The sequence below is a fragment of the Nocardiopsis potens DSM 45234 genome (assembly GCF_000341105.1).
Classification (GTDB): domain Bacteria; phylum Actinomycetota; class Actinomycetes; order Streptosporangiales; family Streptosporangiaceae; genus Nocardiopsis_A; species Nocardiopsis_A potens.
In genome coordinates this window covers 118717-141315 of sequence record NZ_ANBB01000025.1, presented here as the reverse complement: position 1 = coordinate 141315, position 22599 = coordinate 118717, and the positions used below count along the sequence as shown (strand labels likewise).

The window sequence follows — 22599 nt, the reverse complement described above, 5'->3', positions numbered from 1 at the left end:
GGTCCAAAAATTTTTCTTGACACAAGCTTGGACTCGTCCTAATTTTAGGTCCGTGATCGACACCACCGGGAACACCGACGTCCGCACCCCCGCCGCCGACGCGGTGCGGGACCACTTCGCGAAGATCGGCCGGACCCCGCTGCTCACCGCCGAGCAGGAGGTGGAGCTCGGTGCGCGCATCGAGGCCGGCGCGCAGGCCCGGGAGCGCCTGGACGCCGAGGGCGGCCGGCTCGCCCCGGCCGAGCGGGACGCGCTGGAGCGGCTCGCCGCCGACGGCCTGCGCGCCCGGGAGCACATGATCGAGGCCAACCTCCGGCTGGTCGTCTCGATCGCCAAGCGCTACGCCGGCGGCGGGCTGCCGCTGCCGGACCTGATCCAGGAGGGGACCATCGGGATGATGAGGGCGGTGGAGAAGTTCGACCACCGCCGCGGGCTGAAGTTCTCCACCTACGCCACCTGGTGGATCAAGCAGGCGATCGGCCGGGCCCTGACCGACCGGGGCCGGACCGTCCGGATCCCCTCCCACATGGCCACGGTGGTGAACCGGGTGGCCCGCGCCCGCCGCGCCATGCGGGAGCGGCTCGGCCGCACCCCCTCCTCCGCCGAGCTCGCGGCCGAGCTCGACCTGCCCGCGCCCAAGGTCGAGCTGGCGCTGCGCTGCACCCGGGAGCCGGTCTCGCTGAACACCCCGGTCGGCGAGGACGGCGACGGCTCGGAACTGGGCGACCTCGTCCCCGACGAGGCGGCGGACCCGGCCGCCGAGGCGACCGCCGCCGCCGTCCGGCCGGCGCTGGACAAGGTGCTGGCCACGCTCTCCGAACGGGAGGCCGCGGTGATCTCCCAGCGCTTCGGGCTGGACGGCGACCGGCCGCGCACCCTGAACGAGATCGGCGCGCGGTTCGGACTGACCCGGGAGCGCATCCGCCAGATCGAGGTCCAGGGGATGCAGAAGCTCCGCCGCCCCTCCCGCACCCGCGCCCTGGCCGACCTGCTGTCCTGACCCGCGCCGGGCCGCCCGCCGCCGAGGGTCCGCGAGGAACGCACCGCCCGGCCGCCCCCGCACCGCCCGGCCCGGCCGCCCGGCACGCTACCGACGAGAGAACGACCGAGAGCAAGGACGACGACATGACCGTGACGTTCAACCACACCATCATCGCCGCGAAGGACGGGGCGGAATCCGCCCGGTTCTTCCGCGAGCTGCTCGAACTCCCCGAGGCGCCGTCCTGGGGCCCGTTCACCAACGTCCGGCTCGACGAGGGGGTGCTGCTCCAGTTCGCGGTGCTCCCCGGCGTCGAGGAGATCCAGGTGCAGCACTACGCGCTCCTGGTCGACGACGGCCTGTTCGACCGGGCGTACGCGCGGCTGCGGGAGGGGGGCATCGAGCACTGGGCCGATCCGCACATGAAGCAGCCGGGCGAGACCAACACCGAGCACGGCGGCCGCGGCGTCTACTTCAAGGACCCCGCAGGCCACCTCATCGAGCTGATCACCCGGCCCTACCTGTAGGCGCCCCTGTTCCGGGCGGAGCCGCCGCGGGTCCCGGCCCCGGGCCGGGCCCGCAGGGGCCCGTGGACGGCGGACCGCCCGGACCGACCGGGCGGCCCCGGTCAGCCGGCGGGGGCCTCGACCACGCCGGAGAGGAGTTCGTGCAGCTCGGCGGCGCTGGGCGCGGCGTACAGCTCGGTGGGGGTCTGCTCCGCCTGCACCCAGGTCGGGCACTCGCTGTCCAGCCCGGAGCCGGGGAAGACGCCGAGGGTGGCGCTGAAGTCGGCCTCGTGCACCACCGCGCCGGTGGCCAGCTCGTACACGGTGAAGGCGTAGTCCCGCCCGCGCAGCGACATCCACATCGTGGACCCGCCCGAACCGGAGAACTCGCAGGTGCGCAGCTCCTCGCCGGGCTCCCCGGCCTCCGCGCAGACCAGCAGCGAAGCCTCATCCGGGGAATCCGGGTGCCAGGAGACGATGGGGGTCGCGTCCGGCTCGGACTCCGGGTTGGGCGCCGCGATCCGGTAGCCGGGGTCCTCCTCGGTGTCGTCGGACGGGCCGGAGAAGAACATCACCGCGGAGTGCGGCCCCTCGCCCTCATAGGCGGCCGCCCCCTCGTAGCCGGAGCCGATGTCCTCGCAGAGCGCCGCCAGGTCCTCCGGCTTCTCGATCGGGGGGCGGGAGGCCTCCTCGACCGCGCCGGTGATCGCGGAGCAGCCGCCGGCGGCGGGGAGGAGCAGGAGAGCGGCGGACAGCCGCGACACGGAGGGCATGCCAGGTCTTTCCGATTCGGGAGGTTCGTTCGGTCGGACGGAAGCGTATCGGCATCCCATCGGCGCCCGGACCGCCGACCGCCCGAGCTCCGGCCGCGCCCGGCGCACGGATGGGAGCACCCGAGGCCGCGACCGGCCGAACCGCCCGCCCCGGTTCCGCTCCGGGGCCGGGGAGAACGTTCCAGAACGTTGATTTCGGTGTCGGACCCCGACAGAGGGGCCTGTCGGGAGCCGACACCGGAACCCGCCCGGGGGGCGGAGGAGCGGGCCCGCCGGGGCGTCACCGCCCGAAGCGGGCCGGGGAGAGGCTTCGCGCCCCTCCTCCCCGGCCCGCCGCGCCCGCCGCCGGGGCGGGGCGTCAGAGGCGCTCCACGACGGTCGCGTTGGACAGGCCGCCCGCCTCGCACATGGCCTGCAGGCCGAACCGGGCGCCGCGCGCGTGCAGGGCGTGCACCAGGGTGGTCATCAGCCGGGCGCCACTGGCGCCGAGCGGGTGGCCCAGCGCGATCGCGCCGCCGTCGGCGTTGACCCGGCCCAGGTCTGCGCCGGTCTCCTCGGCCCAGGCCAGCACGACCGAGGCGTAGGCCTCGTTGATCTCGAACAGGTCGATGTCGTCCATGGACAGGCCGGCCCGCTGCAGCACCTTCCGGGTGGCCGGGACGACCGCGGTGAGCATGTAGAGCGGGTCGTCGGCGGCGACGGCGAAGGCGTGCAGCCGGGCCAGCGGGACCAGGCCGAGGCTTTCGGCCTTCTCCCTGCTCATCACCAGCACCGCCGCGGCGCCGTCGCTGAGCGGGCTGGAGTTGCCGGCGGTGACGTCCCAGGTGATCTGGGGGAAGCGGGCGGCGGTGTCCGGGTCGTGGTAGACGGGGCGGAGCCCGGCCATGGCCTCCGGGGTGCTCCCCTCCCGGATGCCCTCGTCGCGGGCGAGCCCGGCGATCGGGGCGAGCTGGGCGTCGAAGGCCCCGTCCCGGGCGGCCCGCGCCGCGCGCGCGTGGCTGTTCAGCGCGTACTCGTCCATCCGCCGCCGAGAGAGGCCCCAGCGGGCGGCGATGAGCTCGGCGGCGACGCCCTGGCCGACGTGCCCCTCGGGGTAGCGCTTCCGGTACCCCTCGCCCAGCGGGTCCGCCGACCCGGCCAGGTTCGCGCCCATCGGCACCCGCCCCATCGACTCCACCCCCGCCGCGACGGCGATGTCGTAGGCGCCGGAGATCACCCCCTGCGCGGCGAAGTGCACCGCCTGCTGGCTGCTGCCGCACTGGCGGTCGACGGTGGTGGCCGGGACCGATTCGGGGTAGCCGGCGGCGAGCAGCGCCCTGCGGGTCATGTTGGCGGCCTGCTCCCCGGCCTGGGTGACGATCCCGCCGATCACGTCGTCGATCCCGGCGGGGTCGATGCCGGTGCGCTCGACGGTCGCCGCGAGGACGTGCGCCAGCAGGTCGACGGCGTTCACCTCGTGCAGTGCCCCGCCCGGCCTTCCCTTGCCGATGGGGGTGCGCACCGCGTCCACGATGACGGCCTCACGCATGGGGGTTCCTCCTGTCGGTGGTGCGGAGGGGACGGCGGCCCGGGACGGCCGGCCCCCGGTCCGCGGTGAGGGGTCCGGTCCGGCCGGCGCGGCGGGCCGGCCGGGCCAGGGCGGCCCGGTACCGGGCGGGCGCGGGCCGGGGACGCGCGCGGCCGCCGTCCGGGGCGCCGTTCCGCACCGGTCCGCCGTGCGCTCCGCCGGCCCCGGCCGGCGCGCCCGCACCAAGCTGACTATGGATTTGCATAGCCAGAACCTACGGAGCTGGCTATGCCGATGTCAAGTGAGCGCTATCCTGGAGCCATGACGATCAAGCTGGACCCGGCCCTGGCAGACCTGCGGACCTGGCGGCCCCGGGACTGCTCCATCGCCAAGGCGCTGGCCGCGATCGGCCCGCACTCGTCCTTCCTGATCCTCCGCGAGGCGTTCTACGGCGTCCGCCGCTTCGAGATGTTCGTACAGCGCGTCGGCGTCACCGAGGCGGTCATGGCCGGCCGCCTCAAGCGGCTCACCGAGGCGGGCCTGCTCCGCCGGGAGCCCTACAAGGAGCCGGGCAGCCGGACCCGGTACGAGTACGTCCTCACCGACGCGGGGCGCGACCTCGTCCCCCCGATCCTCGCCCTGATGGCCTGGGGCGACGCCCACCTGCAGCCCGACGGCGGCCCGCTCGACCTGGTCGACGACGCCACCGGCGAGCCGGTCCGGACCGCCTTCGTCGGCCCCGACGGCCGGGAGCGCCCGCCCGAGCGGCTGCGCATCGTCCCCGGCGAGCGGTACCGCCGGGGGTGAGCCCCGGTGCCGCCGCCCGCGGCGGGGCGGCCCGCCGTCCTTCCGGCGGCCGGCGCCGCGCCCGGTGCCCCGCCGCGCGGGGCCGGGCGCGGTCCGGCCTCACTCCGCGGCCAGCACCGCCTCGACGGTGATCGGCAGGTCGCGGAAGCGGCGCCCGGTGGCGTGGAAGACCGCATTGGCGATCGCCGCCGCCGCGCCCACCAGGCCGATCTCGCCGACCCCCTTGACGCCGAGCGGGGCCGCCCGGTCCTCCACCTCGACCGTCTCCACCTGCACGTCCGGAGCGTCGGCGTTGACCGGCAGCAGGTAGTCGGCCATGCTCGCGTTGGCCCACCGGCCCCGCCCCGGTTCCACGTGGGTCGCCTCCAGCAGGGCCTGGCCGATCCCCCAGAGCATGCCCCCCATCAGCTGGCTGCGGGCGGTCTTGCGGTTGAGCACCCGCCCGGGGGCGAACACCCCGGTCATCCTGCGCACCCGGACCAGGCCCAGGTCGGGGTCGACCCCGACCTCGGCGAACTGGGCGCCGAAGGTCCCCGTCCCGTACTCGCCCTGCGGCCCCGGCGGGTTCCACTCGCCCAGCGCCTCGACGTCGAAGGCCATCGCGCGGCGCAGCAGGTCGGTGTAGTCCTCCCCGGTGTCCGGCCGGTCGGCGAGGAACATCCGACCGCCGCCGACGCGCACCCCGGCCGGGTCGGCGCCGTGCAGCGGGGACCGCTCGTCCGCCACCGCCTGGGCGATGAGCCGGTCGCGCAGCGCGGTGCCGGCGGCGTGCACCGCCGCGCTCACCGCGCCGGAGCCGGCCGACCCGACCGCGGCCACCGTGTTGGGCAGGTCGGTGTCACCGTAGCGGACCTCGACGGACTCCGCGGACAGCCCCAGCGCGTCCGCGGCGACCTGCCGCATCACCGTGCCCACCCCGGTGCCGAAGTCGGAGCACCCGGTCTCCACGACGGCCCGCCCGTCGGCGTGCAGCCGGGCCCGGGCCCGCTGCGGGTTCATCGCGCCGTAGACCGGATAGAACGCGGTGGCCATGCCGGTCCCCACCAGCTGGTTCCCGTCGCGCCGGATCCCCGGCTCGGGGTCGCGCCCGGCCCAGCCGAACAGCTCGGCGCCGCGCGCGTAGCACTCCCGCAGCCCCTTGCCGGACCAGGGCCGCCCGGTCCCGGGCTCGGTCTCGGCGTAGTTGCGCAGCCGCAGCTCCAACGGGTCGGCCCCGACCCGGTAGGCCAGCTCGTCCATGGCCGTCTCCAGCACGAACATCCCGGAGGCCTCCCCGGGCGCGCGCATGAACGTCGGCGTCATCGTGTCGGCCCGGAACAGGTTGTACACGCCCTGGAAGTTCGGGCAGGCGTACATCCTCCCGGACGGGCCCACCGACGGCTCCGCCCAGTCGTCGAAGTGCGAGGTGGGCGAGAGCTTGCGGTGCCGGATCGCCGTCAGCACGCCGTCCCGCGTCGCCCCCAGCTCCAGGGTGTGCTCCTGCTCCTCCCGGTGGCCGCAGGAGTGGAACATCTGCTCCCGGGTCAGGGAGAGCCTCACCGGGGCGCGCACGTACTGGGCGGCGAACGCGGCCAGCGCCGGGTGGTGCCAGATCATCGCCTTGCAGCCGAAGCTGCCGCCCACCGCCTCGCTGACCACCCGCACCTGCGACGGCGGCACGCCGAGCAGCTCGGCCACGGTGAGCCGGGTCGCGGTGGGCCCCTGGGTGGCGTCGTACAGGGTCAGGTGGGAGTCCTCCCAGACCGCCGTGGTCGCCGACGGCTCGATCGGGTTGTGGTGGTTGGGCGCGAGGTGGAAGGCGCCGTCGATGCGCACCTCCGCCTCGGCCAGGGCCGAGGCGGCGTCGCCGTACTCGGTGCGCCCCGGGACGAACCCGCCGAAGATCCGCTCCGGCTCGTAGGCCCGGTCCCGGCCGTCCTCGATGGTGACGACCGGGGGCTCCTCCGCGTAGTCCACCCGGACCAGCTCGGCGGCGTGCCCCGCCCGCTCCAGGGTGTCGGCGACGACCATCGCCACCGGCTGGCCCGCGTAGTGCACCCGGTCGTCCTGCATCGGGAAGAAGCTCTGCCCGTGCGCGGCCGCCCCCGCCAGCGACGGGACCAGGTTCGGCCGGACGGCGATCCGGGGCATGTCGAGGTGGCTCAGCACGGCCAGGACACCGGTGACCGACAGCGCCTCCCCGGCGTCGACCGCGGTGACCCGGCCGGAGGCGATCGGCGCGCACACCAGGACGGCGTAGGCGGTCCCCGGCGGCGTGTACTCGGCCGAGTAGCGCGCCGCGCCGGTGACCTTGGCGTGCCCGTCCACCCGGTCCAGCGGGAGGCCGATCTGCGGTGCGGTGCTCATCCCGTGCCTCCCCTGGCGCCGAGGGACGCGGTGGTCTCCAGCGCCCGCACCATGGTGCGCCGCGCCAGTTCGATCTTGAACGCGTTCATCCTCCGCGGGACGGCCGCGGCCAGCTCTTCGGCGGCGGCCCGCTCGTAGGAGGCCCGCTCGGCCGGGGCCCCGGCCAGGGCCGCCTCGGCGCGCCGCGCCCGCCAGGGCTTGGTGGCCACCCCGCCGAGCCCGATCCGCACCCGGGCGACCCGGCCGTCCTCCACCAGCAGCGCCACCGCCGCCGACGCGAGGGCGAACTCGTAGGACTCCCGGTCGCGCACCTTCAGGTAGTGCGAGGTGCGCGCCTCCTCCGAGGCGGGGATCTCGATCGCGGTGATCAGCTCGCCGTGCTCGATCGGGTGCTCCCGCTCCGGGGTGTCCCCCGGCAGGAGGAAGAAGTCGTCCAGGGCGATGCTGCGCTCCCCCGCCCGGCCGCGCAGGTGCACCGTCGCGTCCAGCGCGGTCAGCGCCACCGCGGCGTCGGAGGGGTGGGTGGCGATGCAGTGCTCGCTGGTGCCCAGCACCGCGTGCCCCCGGTCGACCCCGCCGAGCGCGGCGCACCCGCTTCCGGGGGCGCGCTTGTTGCACGCCGCGCCGCCGTCGCGGAAGTAGGCGCAGCGCACCCGCTGCATCAGGTTGCCGCCCATCGAGGCCATGTTCCGCAGCTGCGCCGAGGCACCCTTCTCCAGGGCCTGGGCCAGCACCGGGAAGCGCCCGCGCACAGCGGGGTGGGCGGCCGCGTCGCTCATCCGCGCCAGCCCGCCCAGCCGCACCCCGCCGCCGGGAAGCTCCTCGATCCCGGAGATCGGCAGGTCGTTGATGTCGACGACGCGGCGCGGCCGGGCCACACCGATCCGGAGCATGTCCACCTCGGTGGTGCCGCCGGCCAGGTACTCGCTGCCCGGGTCGGAGCCGACCTCGGCCACCGCGGCCGCCACGTCGGCCGCCCGGGTGTAGGCGAAGGGCCTCATGGTCGGTCCCCTCCCCCGCCGTCCCGGACCTGCCGGATCGCGGCGCGGATGTTGGGATAGGCGGCGCAGCGGCAGATGTTGCCGCTCATCCACTCGGCGATCTCGGCGTCGTCGGAGGCGTGGCCCTCCTCCAGCAGCGCCACCGCGGACATCAGCTGGCCGGGCGTGCAGTAGCCGCACTGGAAGGCGTCGTTGGCGAGGAACGCCTGCTGCATGGGGTGGAGCCCGTCCCCGTCGGCGAGCCCCTCGACGGTGGTGACCTCGCGGCCTTCGCAGGCCACCGCCAGGGTCAGGCAGCCCAGCACCCGGCGGCCGTCCACCCAGACCGTGCAGGCGCCGCAGGCCCCCTGGTCGCAGCCCTTCTTGGGGCCGGTCACCCCGAGGTGCTCGCGCAGCGCGTCGAGCAGGCTGACCCGGGGTTCCACCCGCAGCCGCCGGGCGGTCCCGTTGACGGCGAGTTCGATCTCGGCCGGTCCCGGCCCGAGGTCGCCGGTGCGGGGCCCGGCGGCGGTGCCCTCCTCCCGGGCCGCCTGCCCCGGGATCCGTGCGCGGCCGACTCTCGGTGTCATTCCCGCCTCCCGAGGAGGCGGGGCGGTGTGCGGTCGATCATGGCGCTTCCCCCTTTGAACGCGCGGACTCGGAGGGCCGCGGCCGTCGGGGCCGGTGGCGGACCGACGGCCGGCACCTGCGGATCCTCACACGGGGGTGCGCCGCAGCACACTCACGGCAGGCCAAGATCGGGCAAAACCGCCGGTCAGCACGGGTTCTGCGGAGGGGGAAGGGGGAACGGGGGCGCCCCGGGGCCGCCCCCGGGCCGTCAGCCGGCGTTCTCCACCAGGTCCGCGAGGTCCGCGTCGACCTTGACGTCGAAGTCGACGTCGGAGCCGTTCACCTTGGTGGTGGTGAGGGTGACGCCGACGGTCTGCCCTCCGGCGGTGAGCTCGCAGCGCATCGACTCGCCCTCCTCGGCGGGGAGCTCACCGGGGCAGCTGAAGTCCTCGACCGCGCCGCCGAGCTCCTCCTCCAGGATCTGGGTGGCCCGCTCGACCACCTCTTCCTGGGGCACCCCTTCGACGTTGAACTCCACCGCGCAGCCCGCGGCGAGCAGCACCGCGGCCCCCGCGCCCGCTCCCGCCATGATCGTCCGGTTCCGCCGTGTCAGCCGCATGCTCGTCTCCTGTTCGCGGAGTACGTGGCCCGTCTCGAAAGGTGGGACGACCCGGGGCACCGGATGGTTCCCACCCGGCCGGGTGCGGCCCCGCACCGCCGCCCGGGAGCACCGCGAGGACGGCGGTGCGGGGCGGTCCTTCCCTCTTTACCCCGCCGCCCCCGGACCTCTCGCCCCTCCGCGCCCCGCGCGGCGGGTTCGCCCAAGGACCCCACGGTCTCGGAGGAGACGGGCGCACCCGGAGCCACCGGCGGACCGGGGACCGGCCGCCCCGGCCCCGGCTCAGCCCGGCAGGCCCAGGCCCCGGTAGCGGGCGGTGCGCGCGGCCAGGCGCTCGGCGGCGCCCAGGGCGGGCAGTGCGACCAGCTCACGGGCGATCGCCTCGCCCATCCGGAGGCAGAACGCCTCGGGTTCGTCGGCCGCGTCGCCGCGCTCGGCGACGATCCGGTCGACCACGCCGGCGGCGAGCAGCGCGGCCGAGCCGATGCCCTGCAGCTCGGCCAGTTCCCCGGCCCGTTCGGTGGTGCGGTGCACGATCGCGCTGGCACCCTCCGGCGGCAGCGGGGAGAGCCAGGCGTGCCGCGCGCACAGCACCCGGTCGGCGGGGGCCAGTGCCAGCGCGCCGCCGCCGGCGCCCTGGCCGAGCAGGACGGCGACGGTGGGCGCCTCCAGGGTGGCGAGTTCGGCGAGGCAGCGGGCGATCTGGCCGGCCATGCCCTGTTCCTCGGCCTCCTTGGACAGCGCCGCCCCCGGGGTGTCGATGACGGTGACCAGCGGCAGGTCCAGCTCGGCGGCGAGCCGCATGCCGCGCCGGGCCTCTCGCAGCCCGGCCGGGCCCATCGGGTGCTCCGCGCTCTGCCGGGCCCGGTCCTGGCCGAGCAGCACGCATGGCGCGCCGCCGAACCGGGCCAGCGCCAGCAGCAGGCCGGGGTCGGCCTCGCCCTCGCCGGTCCCGTTGAGCGGGACGACGTCGGTGGCGGCGGTCCGGAGCAGCCTGCGCACGCCGGGCCGGTCGGTGCGGCGGGAGCGCAGCACCGAGTCCCAGACCGGGCCCTCCGGTGCGGGCTCCGGGGCCGACGGCGGTGCGGGGCGGCCCTCTCCCCGGGCGAGCAGCACGTTGAACGCGCGCTCGGCGATGCCGGGCAGCTCCTCGGGCGCCAGCACCGCGTCGACCAGGCCGTGCCGGTACAGGTTCTCGGCGCGCTGGACGCCCTCGGGGAACGGCCTGCCGTACAGCGCCTCATAGACGCGCGGGCCGAGGAAGCCGATGAGCGCGCCCGGCTCGGCCACCGTGACGTGGCCCAGCGACCCCCACGAGGCCAGCACCCCGCCGGTGGTGGGGTGGCGCAGGTAGACCAGGTAGGGCAGGCCGGCCGCCTTGTGCGCGGTGATCGCGGTGGAGATCTTGACCATGGACAGGAAGGCGACGGTGCCCTCCTGCATCCGGGTCCCGCCGGATGCAGGCGCGGCCAGCAGGGGAAGGCGCTCGGCGGTGGCCCGCTCCACCGCTGCGGTCAGCCGCTCGGCGGCGGCCACCCCGATCGACCCGGCAAGGAAGGAGAACTCGCAGGCCAGGACCGCGACCCGGCGCCCGCGGAGCAGGCCTTCCCCGGTCAGCACCGACTCGTCGCAGCCGCTGCGCTCCCGGGCGCGCGCCAGTTCGGCGGCGTATTCCGGGCCCGGCCCCACGTCCACCGGGGCGGTGTCCCAGGAGGTGAACGATCCGGCGTCCAGGGTCCGGTCCAGCAGCTCGCGCGCGCTGTACCTGGCGGCCACGGCTTCCTCCAGGGGTCAGGTCCATCGGGCGGACCGCTTCCGCTGCGCCCAGGGTCGCACGCCGCCCCGCGGCCGGGTACGCGCGGGGCCCGCCGTTCCCGGCCCCGGTGCCCGGGGCGGCCGATGCCCAGGGCAGTCGACATCCAGGGCAGCCGGCGCTCCAAGACGCCCGGCGCCCGGGGTCAGCGCTGCAGCCGGACGCCGTTCCATCCGGCCGCCTCCCAGGCGTCGCCGACCTGGTCCAGCGGGTGGAAGTCGCGTTCGGAGGGGAGGACCGCCGGGTCCGGGGAGAGGGTCGCCCAGACGCACCAGCCGCGCTCGGCGACCTTGAAGACGGCGTGCCGGAGCCCTTCGGGGACCTCCTCGGGGACCGGAGCCGACCAATCGACGGCGATACCCCGCTTCTCGGCCTCACGGCGCACCACGGCGCGGGTGAAGGATTCCGGGGTGTGCGTCCTCATCGGGGCTCCGCAGGGTCGTCGGACGGTCCTGGTCGCGCCGTTCCCGAAGGGGGTTCTCCTAGGTGTCGGCGGCGGTCGGCGAGGGCATGGCCTTGTGCGCCGTGCAGGTCATCGTAGAGGAATCGGCACCGCACGAAGCGGCCGCCCCGCCGTCTCCGCGCGCCGCCCACCCCGGTCGGCGCCCCGGTTCCGGGCCGCATCGGGACGTTTCCGACCCCGGGCCACCCCGCACCGCCCGACCGGCGCACCGGACTCCCACAGCGGAACGCCCCTTCCCTGGCTTCGAGCAAGCAGCAGCGGCGGAGGAGGCGACGGGGCCGGGCGTCTCACCCGGGTGCGGCGCCTCGCGGAGCGAAGGTTCAAGCAGGCAGCGACGGCCAAAGAAGGGGCGAGGCGAAGGTGATCGCCCGAGCGCGGCGCCTCACGAGGGTGCGGTTCAGGCGAGCAGCGACGGCGGGAGGGGGACCGGCCGGTCGGTCCGGCGCGGCGCCCAACAGGGCCGGGGTTCAACCGGGCGGCGACGGCACGGGAAGGGCCAGGGCCGGGCACCCCACCCGAGCGCGGCGCCCCACGGGGTCGAGCTTAAGACGGGCGGCGAGAGCGGGAGGGGGACCGGCCGGTCGGTCGGGCGCGGCGCCTCGCGGAGCGAAGGTCAAGACGAGCGGCGACGGCAGCGGTAGGGGCGGGGTGCAGGTGGTCGCCCGGGCGCGGCGTCTCGCGGGGCCGGGGTTCAAGCAGGCAGCGAAGGCGGGAAGGGGCGGGGCGCCACGTTCACCGGCCCGGGGCGGCGCGTGCTCCCGGCGAGGGGAGGCGGCGCCCCGGCGGCGCGGGCCGGCCCGCCTGCCCGGGCCCGCCAGGGGACCTTATCCCCTATGCCCGGTTCGCGGCGGGGATCGGGCGGAGGCAGGGGCGCCCTGCGCACCTCCGCAGCACCCCGATTACATCTACCAGCGAGTAGTGAGCCCCGAAGCCCCCGTTTCCCCTCTCCGGTTACCCGGAGTGGCCAAGGCGGGCCCTCTCGGCAGGACAAAAGCGACACCCCGCCCCCGCCTCTGCCCTTCCCGGGTTCCGGCCCCCTGCTTTGCGGCCTTGCGGGCGGCTCGAACCCTCCAACACCGGCTCGATCAGGGTGTTTCGGGCCCCGAGAGGGCCGATCCGGGCCGGGATGCGTGCCCGGGAATCACCGGGGTGCTCTCGCGGTGCGCAGGGCGCCCTGCCTCGCCATCACCCTGCGTATTTGCCTAGGTCAGGGAGGGGGAGCGGTTTCACGGGCGGCCGGCCACGCCGCCTGGGCGACGCGGGCACGGCGAACCCGCCGCCTGCCCCCGCCCCGACCGCCGTGCCCCGCTCTGCCGCACCGGACCGACCGGCCGGTCCTCGCCGCCGCCCTCGCCGCCCGCTTGAACCCCCGCCCCGTGAGGCGCCGCGCCCGGGCGACCACCCTCGCCCCGCTCCCACCGCTGCCGTCGCCGCCCGTCTTGGCCTTCACTTCGTGGGGCGCCACACCCGACCGACCGGCCGGTCTCCCTCCCCGCCCGCTTGAACCCTCGCCCCGTGGGGCGGGGCGCTCCGGGTCAGTCCTGCGCGGCGAGGCTCTCCAGCACCCGCCCGATCGAGGCCAGGGCGTCGTCCAGTTCCTCGGGGAGGAGGCCGTGGGTGATCCGGAGGTGGTGCTCGACGCCGAAGTGGGCGCCCGGGGCGACCAGGACGCCGCCGTCGGTGCGCAGCGCGTGGGCCACCTCGGTGCTGGACCTCGGCAGCCGGTAGCGGACGAAGCCGAGCGCGGTGGCCTGCGGGTCCACCATGGACAGCAGGCCGCCGGACCCGTCGACCCAGGCCTTGAGCCGGGCGTGGCCGTCCCGGATCAGGCCTCGGCTGCGGGCGAGCAGGCGCTCCCGGTTCCCCGGGGCCAGGGCCGCCTCGGCCAGGTGCATGGAGAGCGTCCCGGTGGAGATCGCCGCGTACTCGTGCCGCCGCCAGGCCTCCTGCACCAGCTCGGGCGGGGCGACCAGCCACCCCAGCCGCAGGCCGGGCAGGCCGAACGCCTTGGACAGGCTGCCCACGCAGACCGTCCTGGGGTAGCGCCCCCAGAAGCTCGGGGTGACCTCGTCGGTCAGCCGCTCGGTGCCCCGGTAGACCTCGTCGGCGAGGATCCAGGCCCCGGCGCGCTCGGCGGCGGCGGTGATCGCGTCCATCTCCCGCCCGGTGAGGACGGTGCCGGTCGGGTTGTTCGGGTTGGCGACCGCGATCAGCCGGGTGTCCGGCCGCAGCACCCGGTCGAGTTCGTCGAGGTCGGGACGCCATCCCGCGTCGGGGTCGAGCGGGAGGGCGTCCACCTCGGCGCCGGCGTTCAGCACGCTGCCGCGCACCTGCCGGTAGCCGGGCTCCATCACCACGACGTGGTCGCCGGGGCCGACCAGGGCGGCCGCGGTGATCGCGTTCGCCTCCGCCGCGCCAACGGTGACCAGCACGTTCTCCGGGTCGGCGCGGTGCTGCTCGGCGATGAGGGCGCGCAGCTCCGCGGTGCCGCCGACCGGTGGGTAGTGGAGGTCCGCGGCGAGCAGCCGGTCCACCGCGGCGGGGTCCGGGCCGAGCAGTTCGCCGAGGGTGAGCGGGTGGCAGCCGCTGTCGGCCAGGTTGCGGCGGACCGTGGTCTCGTAGCGGGACTGCCACTCCTCCAGTTCGAAGGGGGTGAAGCGGGCGGCTGGCATGGCGGGCTCCGTCATCGTTCGTCATCGTTCTCGTCGCGGGCTCCCGGGCGGCGGACTCGACACCGAAAGCCCATTGCACATAATGTTCAATATATTGCTCATAACGGGAGGTGCGATGTCAACGCGGGGCGCAGCGGGGCAGGGCCCGGAGGAGCAGGACGCGGGCGGGCCCGGCGCCCGGTTCCTGGAACGGATCGGCGCGGAGGTGCGCCGCCGCCGGCGCGGGGCGGAACTGACCGTGCAGGCTCTGGCCGAGCGGGCCGGGATCAGCCGGCGCATGCTGACCCTGATCGAGCAGGGCGCCGCCAACCCCAGCCTGGTCACCGTGGACAAGATCGCGCGGGCTCTGGGCACCGACTTCGCCGCGCTCACCGCTCCCCGGGACGACGCACCGGTCCAGGTCTCCGCCGACCCGGTCGAGGTCTGGCGCGGCCCGGAGGGCGGCCGGGCCCTGCTGCACATCGCCGCGGCCGGCAGCGGCGGCCCCGAGCTGTGGGAGTGGACGCTGCTCCCGGGCGAACGCTACGACGCCCGCCCCGACCCGCCCGGATCCCAGGAGCTCATCCTGGTCACCTCGGGCACCCTGGAACTGCGCACCGCCGACGGCACCGCGGAACTCCCGGCGGGCGCCTCGGCCCGGCTGTCCAGCGACCGCGACTACGCCTACGCCCCCGCCGGCGAGACCCCTGCGGCCTTCGTCCGCGTGGTCCACCTCGGCCCCCGCCCAGGTTGACCGGCCGATATGCCCGGCCCGGCCGAGCGCCGACGCCGATGCCGCGGCTCCGTCCACAAGTCTCCGTCCACAGCTCTTGAATCCGATCCCAACCGGGAGCCCCGGGCCGCCACGCTGGCGGGGACGGAAAGCAACCGGGCACCGGGGCGCGTCCGCACCCCGGATCGGAGGTCACCATGGACATGGACTTGGACAGGGCCGTTACCGGCAGCGCCCCGGGCAGGGGGCGGAGGGACACCGGCGCGACCGCTGCGGGGTGTGGCGGGCCTTCGGGAGAGGCGGGGCTCCGCCGATCTCCGCCGTCGGCTCCCTCGGCCGCCTCGGCCTTCGCCGCGGGAAGTCCGCACCGGCGCACGCCGCCGGGCACTTGGTCAGGCCCCGCGGCGGGTGCGCGGCATGGGCGGAATCCCTCTCAGGCCGCCGGAGGCAGCGGGGGAACCGCGGCCGGCCGGGCGGGGATCACGTCCTTCCTCGAAGCAGGCCAATGCCTCCAGCACGGTGTACACCCCGGCCATGCGGAAGCCGTGCTCGCTGGAGTCGACCAGGTGCTGGACCGCGTCGCGCAGCACCACCTTCAGGGCATAGGGCGGACGGCCGCGTCCCTTTCGTTCCAGCACCTGGCGCACCCCTTCGAAGAACGCGTCCCGGTACTCCTCGGGAAGCGGGCCGTCCGGTCCGCCCTCCTCCGGAAGGTCATCGACGAGCACCAGGTCCTCGGCGTCGGCACCGCCGGGCAGCGGTTCCACGTCGGCCCAGGTGATCGCGAACGGACCACATGCCCCCTGGAAGACGTAGCGGACGTAGACGCCGCGCAGCGCCCGAGGCGGGAGCGGCGGCCTGGGCAGGGCCCGTCGGCCCACCGGGACCGGAGACGCATGCTCCAAAAGCACCCGGAGCACCTCGGCCGCGACCAGTTCGGCCGCCTCCTCGAGGACCGGCGCACCGGCGGGGTCGCCGTCCAGGCGCCATTCGACGTCGTACAGCGTGACCAGCGCCCTGTACTCCGGGGCGCCTCGGACGCCGTCCTCCCAGGCCCTCTTGACCGCCTTGGTCAGCGCGGAGCGCAGCGGCGCGGGCACCTCTCCGCCGGCCTCGGAGGGCTCCACCCGGACCGTGAAGCCCTTGCCCTTCCTGCCCGGCACCGGCTCGAAGTCGGCGCGGAAGGCGACCCGGTCGCCGCCGTGTTCGGGGCGGAGGGCGTGGTCGACGCGCACCCCGGTGACGGCCCTCGGCAGAACCGGGACCGGCCGGTCGGCCCGATGCCTTTCGGCCATCACCGCATCGCCCTCCTCGAATTCCGGGGAGGCCCGCCCGCCGCCCGTTTCCGGAAAGGCAGGGTAGCCCCCTCCCCACCTTTCTGGAATTCCTTTTCGACCTCGGCCTTTCCTCCTCCGGAAAGAGGGCCGGCGAAGCCGCCCCGGCAGACCGCAGCGGCGCTCCTGCACGCCCGGACGGTGTGGCGGGGAGGCGTTCCGACACCGTTCCGCACGATCGGGGGCGGAGGCGGAGCGGGATCCTCGGCTGAGAAGAGCGGCACCGGGTCAGGACAGGAGTTCGACCACGCTCACGTGGTAGTGGTGCGTCTCGATCATGCCTTTCACGATCACCGTGTACTCGTCCGGGCTGCGGCGCAGGACGGTGCGCTGCCGCGGTGCGGAAGGGTGGCTCGGCATGTACTCCCGGGCCGTGGCATAGGCGGCCTGGCGCGCGATGTCCCGCGTCGGGTACGCCGGCACCTCCGCCGGGTTGTTGACCATGCGGCCCCGGTAACCGCCGGCGCTCTCCTCGATCAGGATCCCCCAGCGGCCTTCGGCTGTGTTCACCGGTGCTCCTCCCCCACGTCGCCCTGGCGTCTCCGGGATGGGACTCCGCCCGGGCCCGGGCGGTTCCGCCTCCCGGCCCGTCCGGGTGTCCCCCGGTGCGGGGCCCCCGGACGGCGGGACGGGTCAGCGGCGGAGCGGCCGGGCGCCGAACCGGGCCGCCGGGCCCGGGGCGTCGCTGAGGCCGAGCTCGTGCAGCGCGGCCCGGGCGGCGGCGACGCCGCTGTTGAGGGAGATCTCCCCGCGCATGCCGGGGGCGGCCACCATGTCCCCGGCGAGGAAGACGCCGTCGCCGCGGGCGATGGCCGGGCGGTCGCGCCAGGTGGTGCCGGGCAGGTCGAGCGCGCCGGTGCGGCCGCGCGCGGTCCCGGTCCGCTGCCAGGCGGTCCGCTCCTCCCAGCCGGGCAGGGCCGTCTCCGCGAGCCGCCGCAGCCGGGCGTGCGCCTCCGCGTGCCCCTCCCCCTCGCGCACCGGCATGTCCAGCTGGAACAGCGACTCCCCGGCGGGGCTCACCGTCGGGTCCTGCATCGAGTAGCTCTCGTGGAAGCCGCCCTCGTCCAGGTCGAACATGACGAAGGAGTCCCGCCGGCCGGGGCGGACCGCGATGTCGAGCAGCACGCAGTACCCGCTCTCCCACTCCAGGGAGGCGTCGCCGAGCAGGGTGCGCGCCGAGGACAGCTCGGTGGCCACGATCACCGGGGCCTCCGGCGGTTCGGTGACCCGCGAGCCGGTCTCGATGCGCACCCCGAGGTCCCGGGCGTGCCGGACCATCCGGTCGACCACCGCCTGCCAGCCGCCGGCCGTCCAGCGGACCGCGGGGACCCTCGGCCCGAAGATCCGGCCGAAGAGGTTCCACACGTAGGCCGCGGAGAGCCGCCCGGTGTCGGCGACGTAGGTGACGACCCCGACCGCGTTCGCCGCGGCCTCGGCCGCCTGCTCGCCGTAGTGCCGCCCCGCCCAGGTGCGGAAGTCCTCGTCGACCGGGGCGGTCCGGTTCCGGTCGGCCGACATCCGGAGGAACCCGGCGGGCGGGATCCGGGTGAAGCGCCCCCGGTGCCGGAAGCCGGCGTGCAGTCCGGCGCGGAGCGGCGGCAGCACGAGGCGGCCGGTGAGGCCGCGCTCCTTCAGCCAGGTCCAGTGCGGGCCGTCCGCGTAGAAGACGTGCGGTCCCTCGTGCGCGGTGTAGGGGCCGCCGATCGCTCTGCCCCGGCCGCCCGGTTCGGCGTGCGCCTCGTGCAGCGTCACCCGAGCGCCGCCCTCGGCCGCCTCGATCGCCGCCGCCAGCCCGGCGATCCCGCCGCCGACCACCGTGATGCCCTGCATGTCCCGGTCTCCTTCGTCGTGGTTCGGGCTCTGCGGGCGGGTCCGGGGACCCGCCCTCGCAGAGATGACACGGGGGTCCGGCGGGATGTGACTTCCCGGCCCGGCGGCCGTTCGGCGCGCGGCGCCCCGCGCGTTCCCTCGCCCGCCCGCGTACCCCGCGTCTACCCTGCTGAACAGGGGTTCTCCCGCAAGTGGCGGCGCGGGCGGAGGCGAGGGGCGATGACGCGCAGATCACACATTCCGCTGCACGAGGCGTTCGCGACGGCCCGGGCGGCGGGCGGCCGCGCCCCGTCGGTGCTCGGTTCCCGACCGTGGATCATCGGCGGCGACGGGGACCGGATCACTCTCGGCGCCGACCCGGACAAGCGGCTCGGCGTCGCCGACCCGGAGTCCCGGGAGCTCGTGCTGAGCTGCGGCGCCGCCCTGTACGGCATCCGCGTGGCGCTGCGCGCGCAGGGCGTGCGCCCCCAGGTGCGGACGCTGCCCGACCCGGACCGGCCCGCGCTGCTCGCCGAGATCACCTCCGCGGGCGAGGGCGAGCCCGGTTCGACCGACCGGCGGCTCTACGCCGCGATCGAGCGCAGGCGCACCCACCGGGGCCTGTTCGAGCGGCCGCTGTCCGACGCGGTGGTGCTGCGCGGACTCGGGGACGCGGCCGCGCTGGAGGGGGCGGCGCTGCGCCCGGTCACCGACCCGGACCGGGTGCGCTCGCTGTCCGGCCTGGTCACTGCGGCGGAGCACCTGCGCCGCGTCGAGCGGGCCGGAACCGAGGAGCAGGACCGGTGGGTGCGGGGGCAGGGCGACTCGGCCCCGGAGGGGGTGCACGCCGAGGACTTCCCGGCGCCGGGCGCCGGCGCTCCGCTGTTCCCCGAGCGCGACTACGGGCACGGCCGGGTCGCCGGGCTCCGGGAGGCGCGGGGCACCGAGGTCGGGACGGTCGCTCTGCTGACCACCGCCTCCGACGACCGCGCCTCGCATCTCGCCGCGGGTCAGGCGCTGCACCGGGTCCTGCTGGCGGCCGCCGACGCCGGGTACGCCGGGGCGTTCCACACCCAGCCGCTGGAGGAGCCGCTGCTCCGCGCGTTCATCACCGAGCGGTTCTGCACCGCCGAGCACCCGCAGATGCTGCTCCGCCTGGGCCGCCCGGCCCCGGAGGAGCCCGCCGGCCGGGAGGCGGAGGAGGGCGTGGCGGGCCTGGCCTGACCTCCGCCCCGGGCGGGCCCCGGTCCCGTCCAGGTCCCGGCGGCCAGGGCGGCCGAGGCGTTCCCGGCACCGGCCGCGTGCTCCGCGCGCATGTCCCCCCGCTCGGTCCCGTCCCGGTGTCCGGCGAGGCCGCCGGCCGGGATCACGCCTCCGGGTAGCGCATCACCCAGGACATCGGCGGCTCGCCCCAGCGGGGGTCGCTCGGTGCGTCGGGGCCGGACTCCAGTGAGAGGTCGGCGGCGAGGCGCAGCACCGCCCCGCGGGCGTCCAGCTCCGACTGCCACAGGCCGGGGAAGGCGAGGGTGCCGTGGCGGGCGCCGATGAGGTTGCCGCAGAGCGCGCCGGTGGCGTCGCTGTCCCCGGAGTGGTTGACGGCGAGCAGCAGCCCCGGGCCGCCGACCGTCCGCCACTGCCTCGACCAGGGCTGGGCCGCCTGCCTCTCGGCCTGGAGCCGCTCCGCGGCGAGCGCCGCGTACACCGCGACGGCCAGCGCCTCCGGGCCGGTCCACCCGCCGCCGAGGCTCTCCACCCGCTCCGGGGAGGGGTCGCCCTTCGCGGCCAGCCGGACCGCGGCGTTCAGTGCCCGCTCCGTCTCCTTGCGGCCCTTGTGCTCCGCCAGCTCGGCGCGGGCGCCTTCCAGCGCGGTCTCCAGGTCGGCGCCGCGCAGCAGCGACCAGACGGCGGCGGCCAGCGTGCCCGCGGGGAGGTGGCCGCCGGGGTCGCCGTGGGTCAGCGCGGCGGTCCGGCACCCCAGCTCGAAGGCGGCCTCCCGGGAGTGGGCGGTGCCGCAGGCCGCCGCGCGGACCACACCGCCGGAACCCTTGGAGGAGTTGATCGGCTCCTCCAGGGTGCCCAGCGGCCACCCCGGCTTGTCCCGGGCGGCGGCCTTGCGCAGGGCCTCCGTGGTGGAGCGGCCGGCTCGGGCGGGTACCGCCAGCGCCGGGTCGCCCAGCAGCCCGAGGCCGATGCCGAGCGAGGAGTGGCCGGAGTCCCCGTCCTCGGTGCGGTCCATCCGCTCCAGCCAGGTGATGTAGGAGGCCTGGATGATACCGAGGGTGGCTCCGCCGATGCCCCTGCTGCGGGCCCGGACCGATCCTTGGATCAGCCCGTTCGCGGTGAGCAGCGCCAGCTGGGTCTCCTCGCTGATCCGCAGGGCGCCGCCGGCTCCGCTGCTCTGTTCGATCAGGGTCCGGTCGGTGAGCCCTTCGGGGCCGTACCGCTCTCGGATCTCCGCCAGCGCCATCGCCTCCAGCGGGGCACCGAGCGCGTCGCCGATGGCGCCGCCGAGCAGGCAGCCGGCCACTCGGTCGGGCCTGAGCCGGGAGTCGTGGTCGAGCATGGCGCTCCTGTCCGGTCGGGGCCGTGTGCGCCCCGATCCTGCTCGCCGCCCGCCCCGGGCGCAACCGGGTTCCGGCGGCCGCCGCCCGGTGGCAGGGTGGGGGCCGGGGCGGTTCCCGGGAGGAGGCGGCATGGTCCGGTCCGGTGCGCGCGTGCTCCGCGACGACCTGGGGCGGGCCGTTCGGCTGCCCCGCCGGGTGCGGCGGGTGGTCTCGCTGGTGCCGTCGCTGACCGAGGCGATCGCCGAGACCGGGCCGGAGCTCCTGGTCGGGTGCACGAAGTGGTGCGCCCACCCGCCCGGCCTGGCCGCGGAGCGGCTGCGCGGGACGAAGAACCCGCACCTGCGGCGGATCGCGGAGATCGCCCCCGACCTGGTCGTCGCCAACAAGGAGGAGAACCGCGAACGGCACGTCGCGGAGTTGGAGCGGGCCGGGGTCCCGGTGTGGGTGACCGACGTGGGCACGGTCCCGGGGGCGCTGCGCTCGCTGCGCCGCCTGCTGGTCGAGGTGTGCGGGCTGCCGGAGCCGGGGTGGCTGGCCGGGGCCGCGGCGGCCTGGGGCGGCCCGGTCCCGGCGCCGCGGCTGCGGGTGGCGGTGCCGATCTGGCGGGACCCGTGGATGGTGGTCGGGGGCGGGACCTTCGCCGGGGACGTGCTGGCCCGGCTGGGCGCGGCCAACGTGTTCGGCGGTGAGGCCCGCTACCCGGCGACGGACCCGGCGGGCATCGCCGCGCGCTCCCCCGACGCGGTGCTGCTGCCCGACGAGCCGTACCGGTTCACCGCGGACGACGGCCCGGAGGCGTTCCCCGGGATCCCGGTGGTCCTGCTCTCCGGCCGCGACCTCACCTGGTACGGCCCGTCCCTGGTCGCGGCCGGGTCCCGGCTGGCGGAGGCGCTCGCCCCGCCGCCCCGCTGACCGGACGGCGGCCGTCCCCCGTCCCCGGGCGCACCGCGCAGGCCGGCCGGTCCCGGCCGGAGCGTGCGCGCACGGCGCGGCACCGGCCCGGGGACGGCGCGGCTCCCGAAAGGTGCGCGCCCGCCGCCCCGCGCTCACCCTGGCGGCCTGCCGCCGGCGGCTCCGCCCGGCCGCTGTCCCCCCGCCGGGCATGACGGCGTCCCCGCTCCGCGCTGAGGCGCAGGCGCGCACGGAACGGACTCTTCTCCGGGGGCGCACCGTGCGGATCCGGCGACCGGAGCATGCGTGCGCTGCGCGTCCCGGGCCCCGGGGCGGCGGCTCCCGAGAGGTGCGGGCTCCGCACCGGCCCCGCCGGCGGCCCCGGTCCGGCCGCGCGGCACCGCCCCGGTCGAAGGGGACGGCGGGAGCGGCGCCGGCCCGGCCCTCCCCTTCCTCCGCCGGTCTGAGGGCACCGGTCCGGGGGCGGGCCCGCGGCGGGGTCGTGTCCGGAAATGACGCGATGTTCCGTACCGCACACCCCTTGTTACCGTCCGCGATGCTGCGTACACTCGGCGCAGCCCTCACCGGGCGTCCGCAGTGCGACCTCTTCGCCCCCGCTCAGAAGGAGATGCGCATGCTGCGAAAGTCCCCCCTGCTCTCCCTGCTCACCACGGCGGCCGCCGCCTGCCTGATCTCGGTCGCGGCGCCCGCCGCGGCCGGGGCCGCGACGGCGCCGCAGCCCCGGGCCCAGGACGACGTCGCGGTCCAGCAGACCACGCTCCGCTACGACGACAGCCGGGCCGCCGAGTTCAAGGACGCCGTGGCGGCCGGCGCCGAGTCGTGGAACGCCGCCGTGGACAACGTCGAACTGGTCCCCGCCGCGCCCGGGGAGCACGCGGAGATCACCGTCATCGCCACCGACGGGTGGCCCCAGGCGGTGCTCGGCCCGGTGCGTCCCGGCGGGTCGGTCTGGATCGAGTTCGGCCGCCAGGCCGTCCGGGAGGGCCACGACACCACCCGGATCGCCGCCCACGAGATGGGGCACAGCCTCGGCCTCCCCGACACCAAGCCCGGCCCGTGCTCGCAGCTGATGTCCGGGGCGAGCGGGGGCGTCGGCTGCACCAACGCCACCCCGAACGCGCAGGAGCGCGCCCGGGTGGAGCTGCTGTACGGCTCCGGCGCCGCGAGCGAGCTGCCCGCCGACGGCCGGGTGCTGGTCGACGCCCCCTGACCGGGCCCCGGTGCGGGACCCCC

Annotated in this window: 20 protein-coding genes; 7 read left to right on the top strand and 13 right to left on the bottom strand. The window is 76.3% G+C overall.

Features of this window, described 5'->3' with window-relative positions:
• Window positions 1-52 precede the first annotated feature (52 nt).
• Both D459_RS0110270 and D459_RS0110265 read left to right on the top strand, forming a co-directional pair.
• Complete coding sequence (locus D459_RS0110270) at window positions 53-1000, top strand: sigma-70 family RNA polymerase sigma factor (protein WP_017592919.1); 948 nt, start codon at window positions 53-55, stop codon at window positions 998-1000.
• A gap of 125 nt (window positions 1001-1125) precedes the next feature.
• On the top strand, window positions 1126-1506 hold the full coding sequence (locus D459_RS0110265) for a VOC family protein (protein WP_017592918.1): 381 nt from the start codon (window positions 1126-1128) through the stop codon (window positions 1504-1506).
• A 101-nt stretch (window positions 1507-1607) separates the two neighbouring features.
• Here D459_RS0110265 and D459_RS0110260 read toward each other — a convergent pair whose 3' ends face one another.
• Both D459_RS0110260 and D459_RS0110255 read right to left on the bottom strand, forming a co-directional pair.
• Complete coding sequence (locus D459_RS0110260; protein WP_017592917.1) at window positions 1608-2258, bottom strand: hypothetical protein; 651 nt, start codon at window positions 2256-2258, stop codon at window positions 1608-1610.
• 358 nt (window positions 2259-2616) lie between these two features.
• Window positions 2617-3786 (bottom strand): thiolase family protein, encoded by a 1170-nt coding sequence (locus D459_RS0110255; protein WP_017592916.1) that lies wholly within the window; start codon window positions 3784-3786, stop codon window positions 2617-2619.
• Window positions 3787-4086: 300 nt separating this feature from the next.
• Between D459_RS0110255 and D459_RS0110245 the strand changes: the two genes are divergently transcribed.
• Entirely contained in the window at window positions 4087-4572 is a 486-nt protein-coding gene (locus D459_RS0110245; protein ID WP_017592914.1) for a winged helix-turn-helix transcriptional regulator, read from the top strand.
• 99 nt (window positions 4573-4671) lie between these two features.
• Here the strand turns inward: D459_RS0110245 and D459_RS0110240 are convergent, their stop codons facing one another.
• The 7 genes from D459_RS0110240 to D459_RS0110210 form a co-directional block, all read right to left on the bottom strand.
• Window positions 4672-6918, bottom strand: a complete 2247-nt coding sequence (locus tag D459_RS0110240) for a xanthine dehydrogenase family protein molybdopterin-binding subunit (protein WP_017592913.1) — start codon at window positions 6916-6918, stop codon at window positions 4672-4674.
• Window positions 6915-7919: an FAD binding domain-containing protein gene (locus D459_RS0110235; RefSeq protein ID WP_017592912.1), complete on the bottom strand. Its 1005-nt coding sequence runs from the start codon at window positions 7917-7919 to the stop codon at window positions 6915-6917. The genes D459_RS0110240 and D459_RS0110235 overlap by 4 nt, the downstream gene beginning before the upstream one ends.
• Window positions 7916-8488: a (2Fe-2S)-binding protein gene (locus D459_RS0110230; protein WP_017592911.1), complete on the bottom strand. Its 573-nt coding sequence runs from the start codon at window positions 8486-8488 to the stop codon at window positions 7916-7918. Before D459_RS0110230 ends, D459_RS0110235 begins: the two co-directional genes overlap by 4 nt.
• Window positions 8489-8736: 248 nt before the next feature.
• Window positions 8737-9087: a DUF4333 domain-containing protein gene (locus tag D459_RS31305; RefSeq protein WP_017592910.1), complete on the bottom strand. Its 351-nt coding sequence runs from the start codon at window positions 9085-9087 to the stop codon at window positions 8737-8739.
• A 282-nt stretch (window positions 9088-9369) separates the two neighbouring features.
• Window positions 9370-10863 carry a carboxyl transferase domain-containing protein gene (locus D459_RS0110220; RefSeq protein WP_017592909.1) on the bottom strand — a complete coding sequence of 498 codons (1494 nt, stop codon included), beginning with the start codon at window positions 10861-10863 and terminating at the stop codon, window positions 9370-9372.
• A gap of 182 nt (window positions 10864-11045) precedes the next feature.
• Window positions 11046-11324: a hypothetical protein gene (locus tag D459_RS0110215; RefSeq protein ID WP_017592908.1), complete on the bottom strand. Its 279-nt coding sequence runs from the start codon at window positions 11322-11324 to the stop codon at window positions 11046-11048.
• A gap of 1574 nt (window positions 11325-12898) precedes the next feature.
• Entirely contained in the window at window positions 12899-14035 is a 1137-nt protein-coding gene (locus tag D459_RS0110210) for an aminotransferase class I/II-fold pyridoxal phosphate-dependent enzyme (RefSeq protein WP_020380115.1), read from the bottom strand.
• Between the two features lie 115 nt (window positions 14036-14150).
• On the opposite strand from D459_RS0110210, the gene D459_RS36840 reads away from it, so the two are divergent.
• Window positions 14151-14768 carry a helix-turn-helix domain-containing protein gene (locus D459_RS36840; protein WP_017592906.1) on the top strand — a complete coding sequence of 206 codons (618 nt, stop codon included), beginning with the start codon at window positions 14151-14153 and terminating at the stop codon, window positions 14766-14768.
• A 371-nt stretch (window positions 14769-15139) separates the two neighbouring features.
• Here the strand turns inward: D459_RS36840 and D459_RS36835 are convergent, their stop codons facing one another.
• From D459_RS36835 to D459_RS0110190, 3 genes are all read right to left on the bottom strand, one after another.
• On the bottom strand, window positions 15140-16042 hold the full coding sequence (locus tag D459_RS36835; protein ID WP_017592905.1) for a hypothetical protein: 903 nt from the start codon (window positions 16040-16042) through the stop codon (window positions 15140-15142).
• 267 nt (window positions 16043-16309) lie between these two features.
• The gene (locus D459_RS31300; RefSeq protein ID WP_017592904.1) at window positions 16310-16591 is read right to left on the bottom strand and encodes a hypothetical protein; all 282 of its coding nucleotides are present in this window, start codon (window positions 16589-16591) and stop codon (window positions 16310-16312) included.
• 123 nt (window positions 16592-16714) lie between these two features.
• Window positions 16715-17911 carry an FAD-dependent oxidoreductase gene (locus D459_RS0110190; RefSeq protein WP_017592903.1) on the bottom strand — a complete coding sequence of 399 codons (1197 nt, stop codon included), beginning with the start codon at window positions 17909-17911 and terminating at the stop codon, window positions 16715-16717.
• 219 nt (window positions 17912-18130) lie between these two features.
• Between D459_RS0110190 and D459_RS0110185 the strand changes: the two genes are divergently transcribed.
• On the top strand, window positions 18131-19114 hold the full coding sequence (locus D459_RS0110185; RefSeq protein WP_017592902.1) for an Acg family FMN-binding oxidoreductase: 984 nt from the start codon (window positions 18131-18133) through the stop codon (window positions 19112-19114).
• Window positions 19115-19256: 142 nt separating this feature from the next.
• Here the strand turns inward: D459_RS0110185 and D459_RS31295 are convergent, their stop codons facing one another.
• Window positions 19257-20453 carry an ADP-ribosylglycohydrolase family protein gene (locus tag D459_RS31295; protein WP_017592901.1) on the bottom strand — a complete coding sequence of 399 codons (1197 nt, stop codon included), beginning with the start codon at window positions 20451-20453 and terminating at the stop codon, window positions 19257-19259.
• Between the two features lie 130 nt (window positions 20454-20583).
• On the opposite strand from D459_RS31295, the gene D459_RS0110175 reads away from it, so the two are divergent.
• A complete protein-coding gene (locus D459_RS0110175) occupies window positions 20584-21366 on the top strand; it encodes a helical backbone metal receptor (RefSeq protein ID WP_017592900.1) in 783 nt (260 codons plus the stop codon).
• Window positions 21367-21979: 613 nt separating this feature from the next.
• Window positions 21980-22576, top strand: a complete 597-nt coding sequence (locus D459_RS0110170; RefSeq protein WP_017592899.1) for a snapalysin family zinc-dependent metalloprotease — start codon at window positions 21980-21982, stop codon at window positions 22574-22576.
• Window positions 22577-22599 lie beyond the last annotated feature (23 nt).

Bases quoted from the DNA above. Each gene is read 5' to 3' on its own strand.
- D459_RS0110260 (WP_017592917.1), bottom strand. From the start codon at position 2,258: ATGCCCTCCGTGTCGCGGCTGTCCGCCGCTCTCCTGCTCCTCCCCGCC.
- D459_RS0110215 (WP_017592908.1), bottom strand. From the start codon at position 11,324: ATGAGGACGCACACCCCGGAATCCTTCACCCGCGCCGTGGTGCGCCGT.
- D459_RS0110235 (WP_017592912.1), bottom strand. From the start codon at position 7,919: ATGAGGCCCTTCGCCTACACCCGGGCGGCCGACGTGGCGGCCGCGGTG.
- D459_RS31305 (WP_017592910.1), bottom strand. From the start codon at position 9,087: ATGCGGCTGACACGGCGGAACCGGACGATCATGGCGGGAGCGGGCGCG.
- D459_RS0110185 (WP_017592902.1), top strand. From the start codon at position 18,131: ATGACGCGCAGATCACACATTCCGCTGCACGAGGCGTTCGCGACGGCC.
- D459_RS36840 (WP_017592906.1), top strand. From the start codon at position 14,151: ATGTCAACGCGGGGCGCAGCGGGGCAGGGCCCGGAGGAGCAGGACGCG.
- D459_RS0110210 (WP_020380115.1), bottom strand. From the start codon at position 14,035: ATGCCAGCCGCCCGCTTCACCCCCTTCGAACTGGAGGAGTGGCAGTCC.
- D459_RS0110265 (WP_017592918.1), top strand. From the start codon at position 1,126: ATGACCGTGACGTTCAACCACACCATCATCGCCGCGAAGGACGGGGCG.
- D459_RS0110170 (WP_017592899.1), top strand. From the start codon at position 21,980: ATGCTGCGAAAGTCCCCCCTGCTCTCCCTGCTCACCACGGCGGCCGCC.
- D459_RS31295 (WP_017592901.1), bottom strand. From the start codon at position 20,453: ATGCTCGACCACGACTCCCGGCTCAGGCCCGACCGAGTGGCCGGCTGC.
- D459_RS0110245 (WP_017592914.1), top strand. From the start codon at position 4,087: ATGACGATCAAGCTGGACCCGGCCCTGGCAGACCTGCGGACCTGGCGG.
- D459_RS36835 (WP_017592905.1), bottom strand. From the start codon at position 16,042: ATGGCCGAAAGGCATCGGGCCGACCGGCCGGTCCCGGTTCTGCCGAGG.
- D459_RS0110175 (WP_017592900.1), top strand. From the start codon at position 20,584: ATGGTCCGGTCCGGTGCGCGCGTGCTCCGCGACGACCTGGGGCGGGCC.
- D459_RS0110230 (WP_017592911.1), bottom strand. From the start codon at position 8,488: ATGACACCGAGAGTCGGCCGCGCACGGATCCCGGGGCAGGCGGCCCGG.
- D459_RS0110255 (WP_017592916.1), bottom strand. From the start codon at position 3,786: ATGCGTGAGGCCGTCATCGTGGACGCGGTGCGCACCCCCATCGGCAAG.
- D459_RS0110190 (WP_017592903.1), bottom strand. From the start codon at position 17,911: ATGCAGGGCATCACGGTGGTCGGCGGCGGGATCGCCGGGCTGGCGGCG.
- D459_RS0110240 (WP_017592913.1), bottom strand. From the start codon at position 6,918: ATGAGCACCGCACCGCAGATCGGCCTCCCGCTGGACCGGGTGGACGGG.